The following is a 13,439-nucleotide window of genomic DNA, read 5'->3' on the forward strand; positions in this document are numbered from 1 at the left end:
CGTCAGACGCGGGTCGGCGGCTCGGCCAGGCCGGGGTAGACCGTCAGGGCGTTCCCGCCGAGCAGCCCGTCGGTGAGGTCGTCGCCCAACCCGAGCTCGCGGATCGCGGTGATGTTGCGGGCGACGTCGGCGGACGGCGAGTCGGTGCCGAAGATGCACTTGGCCGCGACCCGCTCGAAGCCGAAGCGCTCGTAGTAGACGGGCAGCTTGCGCGGCGGCAGCCCGGCGACGTCGAGCCACACGTCCTCGCGGGTCAGCGCCAGCGACGCCGCGGCCTCGTAGCTCCAGCCCCGGCCCCCGTGGGCGAGGACGAGCCGCAGGCCCGGGAAGTCGCGCAGGACGTCGTCGAGCAGCACCGGGTCGCCGTGGCGGGCGGTCGCGCCGGGGAAGTTCGACGGGCCGGTGTGCACGATCACCGGCACCCCGCGCTCGAGGCAGCGGGCGTAGGCCGGGTAGAGCTGCGGGTCGTTCGGCGCGATCCCCGCGTGGACCGGGTGCACCTTGAGCGCGACCGCGCCGAGGTCGAGCTGGCGGTCGAGCTCCGCGGCCACCGGGTGGTGCACGTGCGGGTTGACGTTGGCGACGATCCGGAACCGCTCCGCGTCGGCGTCGACCAGCGGCAGCATGTCCTCGATCGTCTGCCACCCGGTGGCCTTCGGCGAGTACTCGCAGAACAGCAGCACCCGGTCGACGCCGGCGCCCGCGAACAGCGCCGCGACCTTCTCGGGGATCGCGGCGCCGTCGCTGTCGTAGCAGGCCGACCACGCCTCCTCGGGCCCGGCCGGCCCGATCCACTGCGCCCACGGCACCTTGAGCCGGGCGAGGTGGGCGACGTGGACGTGGGCGTCGACGATCACCGCGACAGTGTCCCGCAGGTGCGGTGCGCCCGCGTCGGCGCGACCGACTAGTCGAAGAGGTCCGGGTCCGTCCGCACGATCTCGTCCCAGATCGGCTGGAACGCGAACCAGCCGGCGTAGGGCGTGCCGGTCTGCTCGGCGGTGAACTTCGCGTTCACGTGGTCGATCTGCGTCGGCGTGCCCGCGGCCTCGGCGAGGAGCTGGGCCTGGCAGTTGCGCTCGGTGTTGATGAACCACCAGGCGGCCTCGGCGACGGTGTCGCCGACGGTGAAGATGCCGTGGTTCTGGTGGAACACCATCCGGCGGCCCGTCAGCCCCGTCGCCAGCGCGCGCCCGACCTCGGGGTCGAGCACGACGGCGCCGCGTCCCTCGGTGACGACGCCGTGGTTCTCGTAGAGCGTGCAGGCGTCCTGGGTGATGGGGTCGAGCGGCCGGCCCAGCGACGACCAGGCCTTGCCGTACACCGAGTGCGCGTGGGCGGCGGCCACGACCTCCGGGTGCGCGTGGTGCACCGCGGAGTGGATGACGAACCCGGCCTGGTTCACCGGCCTGTTCCCGTGCACGACCCGGCCGTCGTGGCTCACGGCGATGAGGTCGGAGACCCGGATGTGCCGGAAGCTCATGCCGAACGGGTTGACCCAGAACAGGTGCGGGTCCTCCGGGTCGCGCACCGTGATGTGACCGGCGATCCCCTCGCCGAACCCGAAGCGGCCGAAGACGCGGAACGCGCCGGCGAGCTGCTGCTTGCGGTGCAGCCGCTCCTCCGCACTCGTCGCGAACCTCGGCGGCTGGGGCATCTCGATGCCCTCCTGCGACGGGCGGAAGCCCGTCATCTCGGTCTCGGGGCTGGGCGTGTCCTGCGTGGGGGCGGCCATGCCTCGACCGTGCGCCGCGTCACGTCCCCGGGTCAAGGGATCGTGACCTGTCGGCGAGCGGGACGAACCGGCACAGCTTCCCGGTCTGCGGGTCGCGGTCCAGCGCCACACCGCGGGTCACGGCGACCTCCGGGCGGGCCAGGCCCGCGGCGGCGAGCGCGTCGGCGAGCCGCTCGGCCAGCACGTCCTCGTCGACACGGCCGCCGGCCTCCGCGGGGACGACCGTGACGGCGATCCCGGTCGGGGTCTGGCGCACCTGGTACTCCGCGACCTCCGGGCTCCGGACCAGCACCGACCGGACGACGTGCGGGTGCAGCGCCGTCCCCGGGTAGCGGAAGACCTCGTCGCGGCGTCCCCGCACCAGGGCGCGCAGGTGGCCCCGGCGCGGCGGTGCGGCGGTCAGCACGTCGGTGAGCTCGTAGCGGATCAACGGCTGGAGGTGGTTCTCGAGGTTGGTGACGAGCACCGCCGCCGAGGGGGTCCCGGGCGGCACGGGGCGGTGGTGCTCGTCGACCACCTCCACGATGCAGCCGTCCTCGGCGAACACGACGTCCTCGTCGTCCGGGGCGCTCGTGCCCACGAGGCCCTCGGTGGAGCCGAAGGTGTTGACGATCGGCACGCCGAAGCCCTCGCGGATGGCGGCGCGCAGCTCGGGCGTCAGGGTCTCGCTCGTGCTCGTCACCGTCATCGGCCGGATCCGCAGTCGGCCCGCCCGCTGCTCCGCGGCCAGGCGCGCGAGCACCGAGGGGTAGCCGTAGAGGAGGGGCGCCTGCAGCGCGTTGAGGCGGTCCACGAGGTGGGGCAGCGGCGCGGTGGCCGGGACGGGCAGGAAGTGGAACGGGAGCGGGCCGCCGGCGAGGTGGATGGCGCCGCCGGTCGGGTGCACCGCCGACCCGGCCGCCACGATCGCGACGGGGAGGCCGCCCGGGGGCGGGCCCCCCATCTGCTCGATCCGGGCCACGAGGTTGCGGCACAGCGAGCCGACGAACTGGACCACCGCGGGGACGTCGAGCACGAACACCCCGCGTCGTCCCGAGCTGCCACCCGAGGCGAAGGCCACGTACTCGTCGAGGATCGGCCGGGGCTCGGTGTCGGTGCGGGCGAGCGTGCCCTCGACCAGGTCGGCGGTCAGCCGGCGGTCGGTGACGACCTCGTCGAAGCGGTCCACCACGTCGGCCTTCGTCATCGTCGGGAGCGCCGACAGGTCGCGCGGATCGACGCGGTCCGGGTCGACGCCCGCCAACCGCCGGCCGTGGAAGGGCGAGCGCTCGACCGCGTCCGCGAGCAGGGTGCGCAGCCGGGCGCGCTGGTGGGCGACGATCTCGTCCCGGTCCCACGCCGTCCGGGCGATCAGCTCGGGCATCGCGGCGACGACGGCGGGCTGCACGCGGTCGCGGTAGGCGGTCAGGCGGGACGGCGGGGCGGTGGTGGCGGGCATGGCGTGTCCTCGGTGCGGGTGTTCCTACAGGGGCTCGACGAGCCGGGCGACGAGGTCGACCACGACGTCGACCTCCAGCTGGGCGGTGCCGGCGGCGCGCTCGAGCACGCGCCCGGCGTCGAGGCAGAAGATCAGCTCGGCGAGCACGCGCGGGGAGTACGACGGGACGAGGCCGCCCCGGTCCAGGAGGGCCGCCACGGTCGCGCCGAACTCCTCCAGGGCACGGACGTGCAGCGCGGCGTAACGGGCGTTGAGCTCCGGGTCGCGCGCCGCGGCCACCCGGAACTCGACGACCAGCTGTGTCCACCCGGGGCCCTCCTCCGAGCGCTGCGCGTTCGCCAGCAGCAGCGCGCGCAGGCCCGCGAGCCCGGCCCGCCCCGCCGCGAGGTCCTCGTTCTCCGCGGCCCGCTCGGCGATGCGCTGCTCGAGGAGGGCGAGGAACAGCTCGGCCTTGCCCGCGAACTGCGAGTACACGACGCCCTTGGAGAAGCCGGCCTCCTCGGCGATCACATCGAGGCGGGCGCCCGCGTAGCCGCGCGCGAGGAAGACCCGCCGGGCGGCCGCGAGCACCAGGTCGCGGTTGCGCTCGGTCTGCTCCGCACGGGTCATCCGGGTGGTCACACGAGCATGGAATACCCGAGGTATTCGAGTGTCAACGGTATCCGAATACCGCCGGTATCACGATCCGGACGCGGTCTCCCACAGGCCGATGACGTTGCCCTCGGGGTCGCGGAAGTAGGCGGCGAAGCCCATCTCGCCGACGGGCTGCTTCGCCGAGAGCACCGTGCCGCCGTAGCGGGTGACGTGCTCGAGCGTCTCGTCGATGTCCCCGACGTCGACGACGATCACGGGGCTGCGGGGCTCGTCGTCGCCGCGGCGGAACATGCCGCCGTTGATGTAGCCGGGGTCGGCGGGCGCCCCGTCCTCGGTGACCGGCCCGGTCAGGGCGATCGTGTAGTCCATCCCGGGCATGTCCTGCAGCGTCCACCGGAACACCGCGCCGTAGAACGCCCGCGCCCGCTCGCCGTCGTCGAACGGGACCTCGAAGTGGACGACCCGACCGCTCATGACCGTGCTCCTCCCGGTGCCTGCTCAGCCGCGACGGCTCAGCCCAGGCAGCGTGGCCCGAGCAGCGCCTTGAGGTCACCCATCAGCGCGCCCGAGTTCTGGACCTTCAGCCCGTCGTCGAGCCGCAGCACGTGGCTCGCCCCGTTGGCGGCGAGCAGCGTCAGGTGGACCTCGCTCGGGCCCGGGTGCGCGACCAGGACCTCCTTGAGTCTCCCGACCCGCTCCGGCGTGCACCGCGCGCTCTCGATGACGACCTTGACAGGCGCGCCGCCGACCCCGCCCGACAGGTCGGGCACCGCGAGGTCCTCGACGAACAGGCTCACCCGGTCGTCCCGCTTGTTGACCTTGCCCTTGACCAGCACGATCGCGTCCTCGGCGACGTCGATCGACACCGCGGCGTAGGTGCGCGGGAAGAACAGCACCTCGATGCCGCCGGCGAGGTCCTCGATCTGGGCCGACGCCCAGGGCTCGCCCTTCTTGTTCACCCGCCGCGTGACGCTCGCGAGGATGCCGCCGACCGTCACCGCGGCACCCTCGGCGACGTCGCCCTCGAGGATCTTGGTGATCGGGGTGTCGGCGCGGCTCGCGAGCACCTGCTCGATGCCGTTGAGCGGGTGGCCCGAGACGTAGAGGCCGAGCATCTCCCGCTCCAGGGCGAGCCGGTGCTTGGGCTCCCACTCCCCCTCGGGCACCTTGACGTCGAACATGCCCGTGGTGTCGGCGGACTCCTCGGCGCCGTCCCCGCCGTCGGCGTCGAAGCTGCCGAACAGGTCGAACTGGCCGTCGGCCTCGGCCTTCTTCGTGGTCATCACCGCGTCGACGGCCTCGGCGTGCACCAGCGCGAGGCCCTTGCGCGGGTGGCCCAGCGAGTCGAAGGCACCGGCCTTGATCAGCGACTCGACCGTCTTCTTGTTGCACACCTGCTGGGGGACCTTGCGCAGGAAGTCGGAGAAGTCGGTGAACCCGCCCTTCTCGCGCCGGGTCTCCACGATCGCGTCGACGACGTTGGTGCCGACGTTGCGGATCGCGCCCAGGCCGAAGCGGATGTCCTTGCCGACCGGGGCGAAGTCGCGCACCGAGTCGTTGACGTCGGGCGGGAGCACCGTGATGCCGATCTTGCGGCACTCGGCGAGGTAGACCGCCGCCTTGTCCTTGTCGTCGCGCACGCTGGTGAGCAGCGCGGCCATGTACTCGGCGGGGTAGTTCGCCTTGAGGTACGCCGTCCAGTAGGAGACCAGCCCGTAGCCGGCGGTGTGGGCGCGGTTGAAGGCGTAGTCGGAGAACGGGACGAGGATGTCCCACAGGGTCTGGATCGACTGCTGCGAGTAGCCGTTGGCCTTCATGCCGTCGGAGAACGGCACGAACTCCTTGTCGAGGATCTCCTTCTTCTTCTTGCCCATCGCGCGGCGGAGCAGGTCGGCGGTGCCGAGCGAGTAGCCCGCGAGCTGCTGGGCGATCGCCATGACCTGCTCCTGGTAGACGATCAGACCGAACGTCTCGCCCAGGATCTCGGCCAGCGGCTCCGCCAGCTCCGGGTGGATCGGCTTGACCTCCTGCCGGCCGTTCTTGCGGTCGGCGTAGTCGTTGTGCGCGTTGGCGCCCATCGGGCCGGGGCGGTAGAGCGCGAGGACGGCGGAGATGTCCTCGAACGTCGTGGGCTCCATGCGGCGCAGCAGGTCGCGCATCGGGCCGCCGTCGAGCTGGAAGACGCCGAGCGTGTCGCCGCGGGCCAGCAGCTTGTAGGCCTCGGGGTCGTCGAGCTCGAGGTTGTCGAGGTCGAGCGCCGGCTTGCCGTTGAGCGTGATGTTGTGCAGCGCGTCGTCGATGACCGTGAGGTTGCGCAGCCCCAGGAAGTCCATCTTCAGCAGGCCGAGCGTCTCGCAGACACCCATGTCGAACTGCGTGATGATCGCGCCGTCGGCCTCGCGGCGCTGGATCGGGATGACGTCGATCAGCGGCGTCGACGACATGATGACGCCGGCGGCGTGCACGCCCCACTGGCGCTTGAGGCCCTCGAGGTCGCGCGCGGTGTCGACGATCTCCTTGACCTGCGGGTCCGCCTCGTAGAGGGCGCGGACCTCGGTGGCCTCCGAGTAGCGCTTGTGGCTCGGGTCGAAGATGCCCGAGAGCGGGATGTCCTTGCCCATGACGGCCGGGGGCATCGCCTTGGAGATGCGGTCGGCCACGGCGTAGCCCGGCTGGCCGTAGAGCACCCGCGCCGAGTCCTTGATCGCGGCCTTCGCCTTGATCGTGGAGTAGGTGATGATCTGGGCGATCCGGGCCTCGCCGTACTTCTCGGTGACGTACCGGATCATCTCGCCGCGCCGGCGCTCGTCGAAGTCGAGGTCGATGTCGGGCATCGACTTGCGCTCGGGGTTGAGGAACCGCTCGAAGATCAGGTTGTGCTTGACCGGGTCGAGGTCGGTGATGCCCAGCGCGTAGGCGATGAGGCAGCCGGCGGCCGAGCCACGGCCGGGTCCGACGCGGATGCCGACCGACTTCGCGTGCTGGACGAGGTCGGCCGTCACCAGGAAGTAGCCGGGGTAGCCCTTCTGCACGATGACGTCGATCTCGTAGGCGGCCTGCTTGCGGTGGCCCTTGGGGACCTGGCCGCCGAACCGCTGGTTGAGGCCCCGCTCGACCTCCTTGACCAGCCACGACGCCTCGGTCTCGCCCTCGGGCACCGGGGCGCCGGGCATGAGGTCGCGACCCTCGACGAACTCGACGTTCACCCGCTCGGCGATCGCGAGGGTGTTGTCGCAGGCCTCGGGGAACACGCCGTCCCACTGGGCGCGCATCTCCTGCGCGCTCTTGAGGTAGAAGTCCTGCGCGTCGAACCGGAAGCGGTTCGGGTCGTTCATCGTCTTGCCGGTCTGCACGCAGAGCAGCACCTCGTGCGGCTTCGCGTCCTTGGCGTACGTGTAGTGCAGGTCGTTGGTCGCGAGGCCGGGCAGGTCGAGCTTCTTCTTGAGGTCGTAGAGGTCGTCGCGGACCCGGCGCTCGATCTCGATGCCGTGGTCCATGAGCTCGCAGAAGAAGTTGTCCGCGCCGAAGATGTCGCGGTAGTCGCTCGCGGCCTGGCAGGCGCCGTCGAAGTCGCCCTGCTGCAGGTAGCGCGCCACCTCGCCCGACGGGCAGCCGGTGGTGGCGATGATCCCCTTGCCGTAGGTCTCGAGCAGCTCGCGGTCCATGCGCGGCTTGTAGTAGTACCCCTCGAGGCTGGCGAGGCTCGAGAGCCGGAAGAGGTTGTGCATCCCCTCCGTGTTCTCGGCCAGCAGCGTCATGTGGGTGTACATCTGGCCCGGGTTGTCGTCCGAGATGACCTGCCCGCCGAGCGTGGCCCGCTTGCGCTCGTGCCGGCTGCCGGGCGCGAGGTAGCCCTCCATGCCGATGATCGGCTTGACCCCGTGGGCCTGCGACTTCTTCCAGAACTCGTAGGCGCCGAAGGTGTTGCCGTGGTCGGTCATCGCCAGGGCAGGCATGCCCATGCGCGCGGCCTCGGCGAACAGGTCGTCCAGCCGCGCGGCACCGTCGAGCATCGAGAACTCGGTGTGCGTGTGGAGGTGGACGAACGAGTCGCCGGTCACGTCGCGGGACCTCCCTGGGGCGCCGGGCACGGGGTGCCGTCGACCGGCCCCGGGGTGCGGGACGTGGTCGGCGGGAGCCACCCCAGAGTAGACGCGCCCCCCGACAGCGCCGCCCCTCCCCGCACCCCGCGGCCGTCGTCGCTGCTCACCTCCGCCGGCCCGGCGTGTCGCCCGGATCCGGGGCCGTCACAGGCGTCACAGCCGTCCCATGCCGCGGTGCTCGTCGGCCAGCAGGAGGTCATCGGACCCCCGATCGGCCCCGCCCGCCCCGACGGCCACCACCGCCGCCAGCACCTGGATCCGCGCGACCAGGACGTCGTCGGGGACCCGGAGGAAGGGGGTGTGCAGCGCCTCCCCCGTCGTCGGGCCGAGCGCGCGGACGGCGTCGTCGATCGCGGGACCGTGCTCGCCGAGCGTGCCGACGACCCAGGCGGCCGCCCGGGCCGGCAGGTCGGGCTGCGGGTGGCGCCGGCGGGCCTTCGCCAGCCACGCGCCGACGACGACGCCGAGCAGGATCCGGTCGCCCCGGGCGACGAGGGCCCCGGCGGCGCCTCGGTCGCGGTGCTCGACGGTGGCGATGACGGCCGCGCGGAGGGCGTCCTGGACCGCGCCGACCACGTCGGGCAGGTCGTCGTCCTCGTCGGCGGCGTCGAGGTCGTCGTCCGCGTCCCAGGGGTCGAGGTCCTCCTCCCACACGTCGTCGTCGGCGTCGTCATCGGCGGCGTCGTCGAACGCGTGGGGGAACTGCTCGAGGAGCTCGCAGTCGCTCAGCATCGGCGCGCCGACCCGCTCGACGGCCGCCTCCACGGGGCGCGGGCCGCGCGGCGGGCGCGTCACCGGCGGCCGCGAGCGCCGCCTCCGCCGTGCCTCGACCGCCGCCCGCCGCCGACCGTCGTGCCTGCGCCCACCCATGGCTCCTCCTCGCGTCGTCCCGAGGGCGAGCATGCCTCCGACCCCCGACAGTGCCGGGGCGCGCGGAGATCACCAGGCGGAAAGGCACCGCGGAGGTGGCCCGGGACGGGCGTTTCCGCCTGCTGATCACGGAGCGGGCAGCAGCCCGACCCCCGCCAGCGCCCCGCGGACGACCTCGCGCTCGTGGTCGTCGGCCTCGACGAGCGGGAGGCGCAGGCCGCCGGCCCGGAGGCCGAGGAGCTCGAGCGCTGCCTTGACCGGGATGGGGTTGGTCGTCACCCCGAGGGCGTCGAAGACCGGCTTGAGCGAGGCCTCGATCTCGGCGCGCTGGTCGGGCTCGTCGACCATGCGGCGCATCTGGTCCCCGACGACGTGGCTGGCGACGAGGATGCCGCCGCAGCCGCCCATCTCGAGCACCGAGCCGAACAGGTCGTCGTTGCCGGCGTAGATCCCGAGGCCGTCGACGGGCGCGAGGTTCGCGTTGTTGGCCTGCTTGACGTACTCGATCCGCTCGATCTGCGCGAGCTCGGCGAGCAGGTCGTTGGGCAGGTCGATGACCACCCGCGAGGGGATGTTGTAGAGCACGACGGGCTTGTCGGTGGCCCGCGCGACCTCGCCGAAGTGCGCGAGCACCCCGCGCCGGTTCGGCTTGTTGTAGTACGGGGTCACCGAGAGGATCGCGTCGGCGCCCAGCTCGGTGGCCCGCTCGGTCATCTCGCAGGCGTGGCGGGTGTCGTTCGAGCCGGTGGAGGCGATCACCGTCGCGCCCGCGGGCCGGTGCTCCAGGGCGAGCTCGACGAGGCGCAGGTGCTCCTCGGTGGACAGCGTCGACGCCTCGCCGGTGGTCCCGCACACCACGAGGCCGTCGGAGCCGTGGGCGTACAGGTGCGCCATCAGGTCCACGAACGCCTTCTCGTCGACCGAGCCGTCGGCGGCGAAGGGGGTCACGATGGCGGTGAGGACGGCTCCGAGGCTCATGACCTCAGGTTGCCCCACCGGCCGGGCAGAGGTCTATGGCGGGGTCAGGCCGGGTCGGGCCCGTCGACGTTCACCGTCGGCGGGCCGTCGCCGGCGCGGCCGATGACGGCCGTCGAGCGCTCGGCCGTGGGGTTGGACTCGCGGTGCACGGTGTGCGGCGGCACCCGCAGGAAGTCGCCGGGCCCGGCCTCGACGGCGTCGGCGCCACCGGGGCCGAACTCCAGGCGCATCGCCCCGCGGACCACGTAGAGGCTGGTCTCGTGGTCGCCGTGGTGGTGCCAGCCGGACGAGGCGCCGGGCTCGGTGTGCACGAGCCCGGCCCACAGCCCCCGGCCCTCCTCGCGCCGGCCCTCGAAGGCCACCTGACGCCGCATCCCGGGCGTCGGGTCGCCCTCGGTCAGCTCGTCGCCGCGGAAGACCTCGACCGGTTCGCTGCTCACCCGCGACAGCGTGTCAGACGGCGGGTGTCAGACGAGACCCAGCTTCTGGACCGCCTCGCGCTCCTCGACGAGCTCGTTGACCGACGCGTCGATGCGCTCGCGGGAGAAGTCGCTGATCTCCAGGCCCTGGACGATCTCGAACTTCCCGTTCGACGCCGTGACGGGGAACGACGACACGAGGCCCTCGGGCACGCCGTAGGAGCCGTCGGAGACGATCGCCGCCGAGGTCCAGTCGCCCTCGCGGGTGCCGTTGACCCAGGTGTGGACGTGGTCGATGGCCGCCGCGGCCGCGGACGCCGCCGACGAGGCCCCGCGCACCTCGATGATCTCCGCGCCGCGCTTGGCCACGCGCGGGATGAACTCCTCGGTCAGCCAGGAGCGGTCGACCTCGGAGCCGATGGGCTTGCCGTCGATCTCGGTGTAGGTGACGTCGGGGTACTGGGTGGCCGAGTGGTTGCCCCAGATCGTCACCTTGGAGACCTGGCCGACCCGCACCCCGTACTTGGTGGCGAGCTGGCCGAGCGCGCGGTTGTGGTCCAGGCGCGTCATGGCCGTGAAACGGTCGGCGGGCACGTCGGAGTTCGACTGCGCGATGAGGGCGTTGGTGTTGGCCGGGTTGCCCACGACCAGCACCTTCACGTCGTCGGCCGCGCCGTTGAGGGCCTCGCCCTGCGGCTTGAAGATCCCGCCGTTGGCCTCGAGCAGGTCGGCGCGCTCCATGCCCTTGCTGCGGGGCTTGGCGCCGACGAGCAGGCCGACGTTGGTGCCGTCGAAGGCCTGCGCGGCGTCGTCGTAGACGTCGATGCCGTCGAGCAGCTCGAACGCGCTGTCGTTGAGCTCGAGCGCGGTGCCCTCGGCGGCCTTGACGGCCTGCGGGATCTCCAGCAGCCGCAGCCGGACCGGCACGCCCTCCCCCAGCAGGTCGCCGGCGGCGATGCGGAAGAGCAGCGCGTAGCCGATCTGTCCGGCCGCGCCGGTGACGGTGACGTTGACGGGGGTGGGCGCCATGCCTTCGCTCCTGCTTCTCTCGTCCGGGGTCGTTCGGGGGCGGAGCCTCGCACGTCGGCGCCGGCCCTGCGCACTCAGCCCGGGTCGTCGCCGACGACGATCTGCCCGCGGCGCTGCGCGAGGTACCGGAAGGCGAGCCCGAGCGTGACGAACACGCGGTTGCGGTTGCCCAGCAGCGCGAAGATGTGCACGAACATCCACACGAGCCACGCGAGGACGCCGACGAGCTTGGGTCCGTGGGCGATGTCGGCGACGGCCGAGGCCCGCCCGATCGTCGCCATCGTGCCCTTGTCCTTGTAGTGGAACCGCTCCGTGGACTCGCCCGCGAGCAGCCGCGTGATCGTGCGGCCGGCGTGCTGGCCGGTCTGGATCGCGGGCTGCGCGAGCTGGGGCAGCGGGTCGTCGTCGATGACCCCGATGTCGCCCACCACGAAGATCTCGGGGTGCTCGGGCACGCGCAGGTCGCCGCCGACGACGATGCGCCCGCCGCGGCCCTGCGTCAGGCCCCAGCTCTTCACCCGGTCGTGCGCGGCCACGCCCGTCGCCCACACGGTCATGTGCGCGTCGAGCTCCGTGCCGTCGGCGAGCAGCACCGAGTCGGGCCGGACCTCCTTGACCGCGGCCTCGAGGCGCAGCTCGACGCCGCGCCGGCGCAGCTGCTCGGCGGCGTAGTCACGCAGCCGCGGGGCGAACGGCGGGAGGATCTTGTCGGTCATCTCGACCAGCACGACGTGGACCTCGTCCGGGTCCAGCTCCGGGTACCGGTCGGGCAGCACGGTGTTGCGCAGCTCGGCGAGCGTCCCGGCCATCTCGACACCGGTGGCGCCGCCGCCGACGACGACCACCGTGGCGCCGCGGGCCTCGCCCGTCGCCGCGATGTGGTCGAGGTAGCCGGTCATGCGGTCGCGCACGGCGAGGGCCTCGGCGCGTGTGTAGATCGGGAACGCGTGCTCGGCCGCGCCCGGGACCCCGAAGTAGTTCGTGGTCACGCCGTTGGCGATGACCAGGTAGTCGTAGCGCAGGTCCGGCCCGACGTCGAGGGAGACCGTGCGGGTCTCCGGGTCGATCGTCGTCACCTCGCCCTTGCGGAACGACGCGCCGGTGTGGGCCGCGAAGCCGCGGGCGCCGTAGGTGATGTCGCCGGGGTTCAGCGCACCCGTCGCCACCTGGTAGAGCAGGGGCTGGAAGGTGCTGTAGCTGTGCCGGTCCACGAGCGTCACACGGACCGGGGCCTTGCGCAGGCTGCGGACCGCGGCGAGGCCCGCGAAGCCCGCACCGAGGACGACGACGTGCGGCCGCGTATCGACGTCCTCGATCGACCTCCCCGGCTGCTGCCGGGGCGACGGATCGGCGGTCATGGCTGCCGCTCTCCTCTCGCGGGGTGCCCGTCGGTGCTGGCCGTGACGATTCAGGACCGGCCGGCGAGCGGTTCACTCTGGCTCTACCCGTCATGGTCCTCCGCCACGCCGCGCCGGTCCGTCCGACGGCGCTGCGTCACCTGTCGGCCCGCTCACAGCCACGTGGGGTAGCGATCAGGGCGGTGGGACGGGGCCGTCGTCGGGGACCGGGCCGACGACGCCGGTCTGCTCGGGCAGCAGCGGCGACACCGAGAGCGCACCGATCCGGGCGCCGGCGGGCGCCACCTCGACCGCCCGCACCCCCGGCCGGGCGGCCAGCGCGGGCGCCGCGGCGGGGTCGATCTCGACGACGAGCGCGAGGACGCACGCGCACCCCGCCGCCAGCCGCGCCGACTCCGTGGCCGCCACCGCCGCCGCCCGTCCCGACGCCGAGCGCGCCTGCTCCCCCGCCCGGTTCGCGGCCTGGGCCTCGGCCAGGCGCAGGGCGGCGACGGGGTCGACGGTGCCCGAGTCGTCGAGCCGGACCTGGCGCAGCGCGGTCTGCACGCGCGGCAGGGGCACGCGCAGGACGACCTCGCGCGCCGGCACGCCCCCGACCGCCGCGGCCGCCGCGCCCACGTCCTGCTCCGTGGCCAGCGTGACCAGGGCCGGGCGCGGTCCGGGCGGTCCGGGCGGTCCGGGCGGCGCGGTGCGCACGCGGTCGAGATACCCGGCGACGGTCTCGCCCGCCGTCGGCCCGAGCCGCGTCGCGTCGGTGCTGCCGGGGACGCCGCCCGGGCCGGGACGGCTCCCGGACCCGGCCGCCCACGCCGTCACCAGCACCACGACGAGGACGACGGCGAGCACGATCGCGACGGTCGGCCACCGCAGGCGCGGCTCGTCGTGCCCGTCCCGCTCGTCGTGCTCGTTGCCGGGCGT

The 13,439-nt window shown here is 73.1% G+C and carries 12 protein-coding genes; all 12 read right to left on the reverse strand.

Features of this window, described 5'->3' with window-relative positions; translation table 11 throughout:
- Positions 1–2 precede the first annotated feature (2 nt).
- Positions 3–857 (reverse strand): amidohydrolase family protein, encoded by an 855-nt coding sequence (locus tag PH190_RS10515; protein ID WP_274231456.1) that lies wholly within the window; start codon positions 855–857, stop codon positions 3–5.
- 47 nt (positions 858–904) lie between these two features.
- A complete protein-coding gene (locus tag PH190_RS10520; RefSeq protein ID WP_274231457.1) occupies positions 905–1,732 on the reverse strand; it encodes a class II aldolase/adducin family protein in 828 nt (275 codons plus the stop codon).
- A gap of 19 nt (positions 1,733–1,751) precedes the next feature.
- Entirely contained in the window at positions 1,752–3,170 is a 1,419-nt protein-coding gene (locus PH190_RS10525; protein WP_274231458.1) for a phenylacetate--CoA ligase family protein, read from the reverse strand.
- A 24-nt stretch (positions 3,171–3,194) separates the two neighbouring features.
- Complete coding sequence (locus tag PH190_RS10530; RefSeq protein WP_274231459.1) at positions 3,195–3,791, reverse strand: TetR/AcrR family transcriptional regulator; 597 nt, start codon at positions 3,789–3,791, stop codon at positions 3,195–3,197.
- 57 nt (positions 3,792–3,848) lie between these two features.
- Complete coding sequence (locus PH190_RS10535; RefSeq protein ID WP_274231460.1) at positions 3,849–4,238, reverse strand: VOC family protein; 390 nt, start codon at positions 4,236–4,238, stop codon at positions 3,849–3,851.
- Between the two features lie 38 nt (positions 4,239–4,276).
- Entirely contained in the window at positions 4,277–7,825 is a 3,549-nt protein-coding gene (dnaE, locus tag PH190_RS10540; protein ID WP_274231461.1) for a DNA polymerase III subunit alpha, read from the reverse strand.
- A 195-nt stretch (positions 7,826–8,020) separates the two neighbouring features.
- Positions 8,021–8,737 carry a hypothetical protein gene (locus PH190_RS10545; protein ID WP_274231462.1) on the reverse strand — a complete coding sequence of 239 codons (717 nt, stop codon included), beginning with the start codon at positions 8,735–8,737 and terminating at the stop codon, positions 8,021–8,023.
- Between the two features lie 126 nt (positions 8,738–8,863).
- On the reverse strand, positions 8,864–9,715 hold the full coding sequence (dapA, locus tag PH190_RS10550) for a 4-hydroxy-tetrahydrodipicolinate synthase (RefSeq protein ID WP_274231463.1): 852 nt from the start codon (positions 9,713–9,715) through the stop codon (positions 8,864–8,866).
- A gap of 44 nt (positions 9,716–9,759) precedes the next feature.
- Positions 9,760–10,155: a cupin domain-containing protein gene (locus PH190_RS10555; protein WP_274231464.1), complete on the reverse strand. Its 396-nt coding sequence runs from the start codon at positions 10,153–10,155 to the stop codon at positions 9,760–9,762.
- A gap of 27 nt (positions 10,156–10,182) precedes the next feature.
- Positions 10,183–11,163, reverse strand: a complete 981-nt coding sequence (locus PH190_RS10560; protein WP_274231465.1) for a malate dehydrogenase — start codon at positions 11,161–11,163, stop codon at positions 10,183–10,185.
- Between the two features lie 74 nt (positions 11,164–11,237).
- Positions 11,238–12,521, reverse strand: coding sequence for an NAD(P)/FAD-dependent oxidoreductase (locus PH190_RS10565; RefSeq protein WP_274231466.1), 1,284 nt, complete (start codon positions 12,519–12,521; stop codon positions 11,238–11,240).
- 174 nt (positions 12,522–12,695) lie between these two features.
- Positions 12,696–13,367: a hypothetical protein gene (locus tag PH190_RS10570; RefSeq protein WP_274231467.1), complete on the reverse strand. Its 672-nt coding sequence runs from the start codon at positions 13,365–13,367 to the stop codon at positions 12,696–12,698.
- Positions 13,368–13,439 lie beyond the last annotated feature (72 nt).

The sequence above is a fragment of the Actinomycetospora straminea genome, assembly GCF_028737255.1.
Lineage (GTDB): Bacteria > Actinomycetota > Actinomycetes > Mycobacteriales > Pseudonocardiaceae > Actinomycetospora > Actinomycetospora straminea.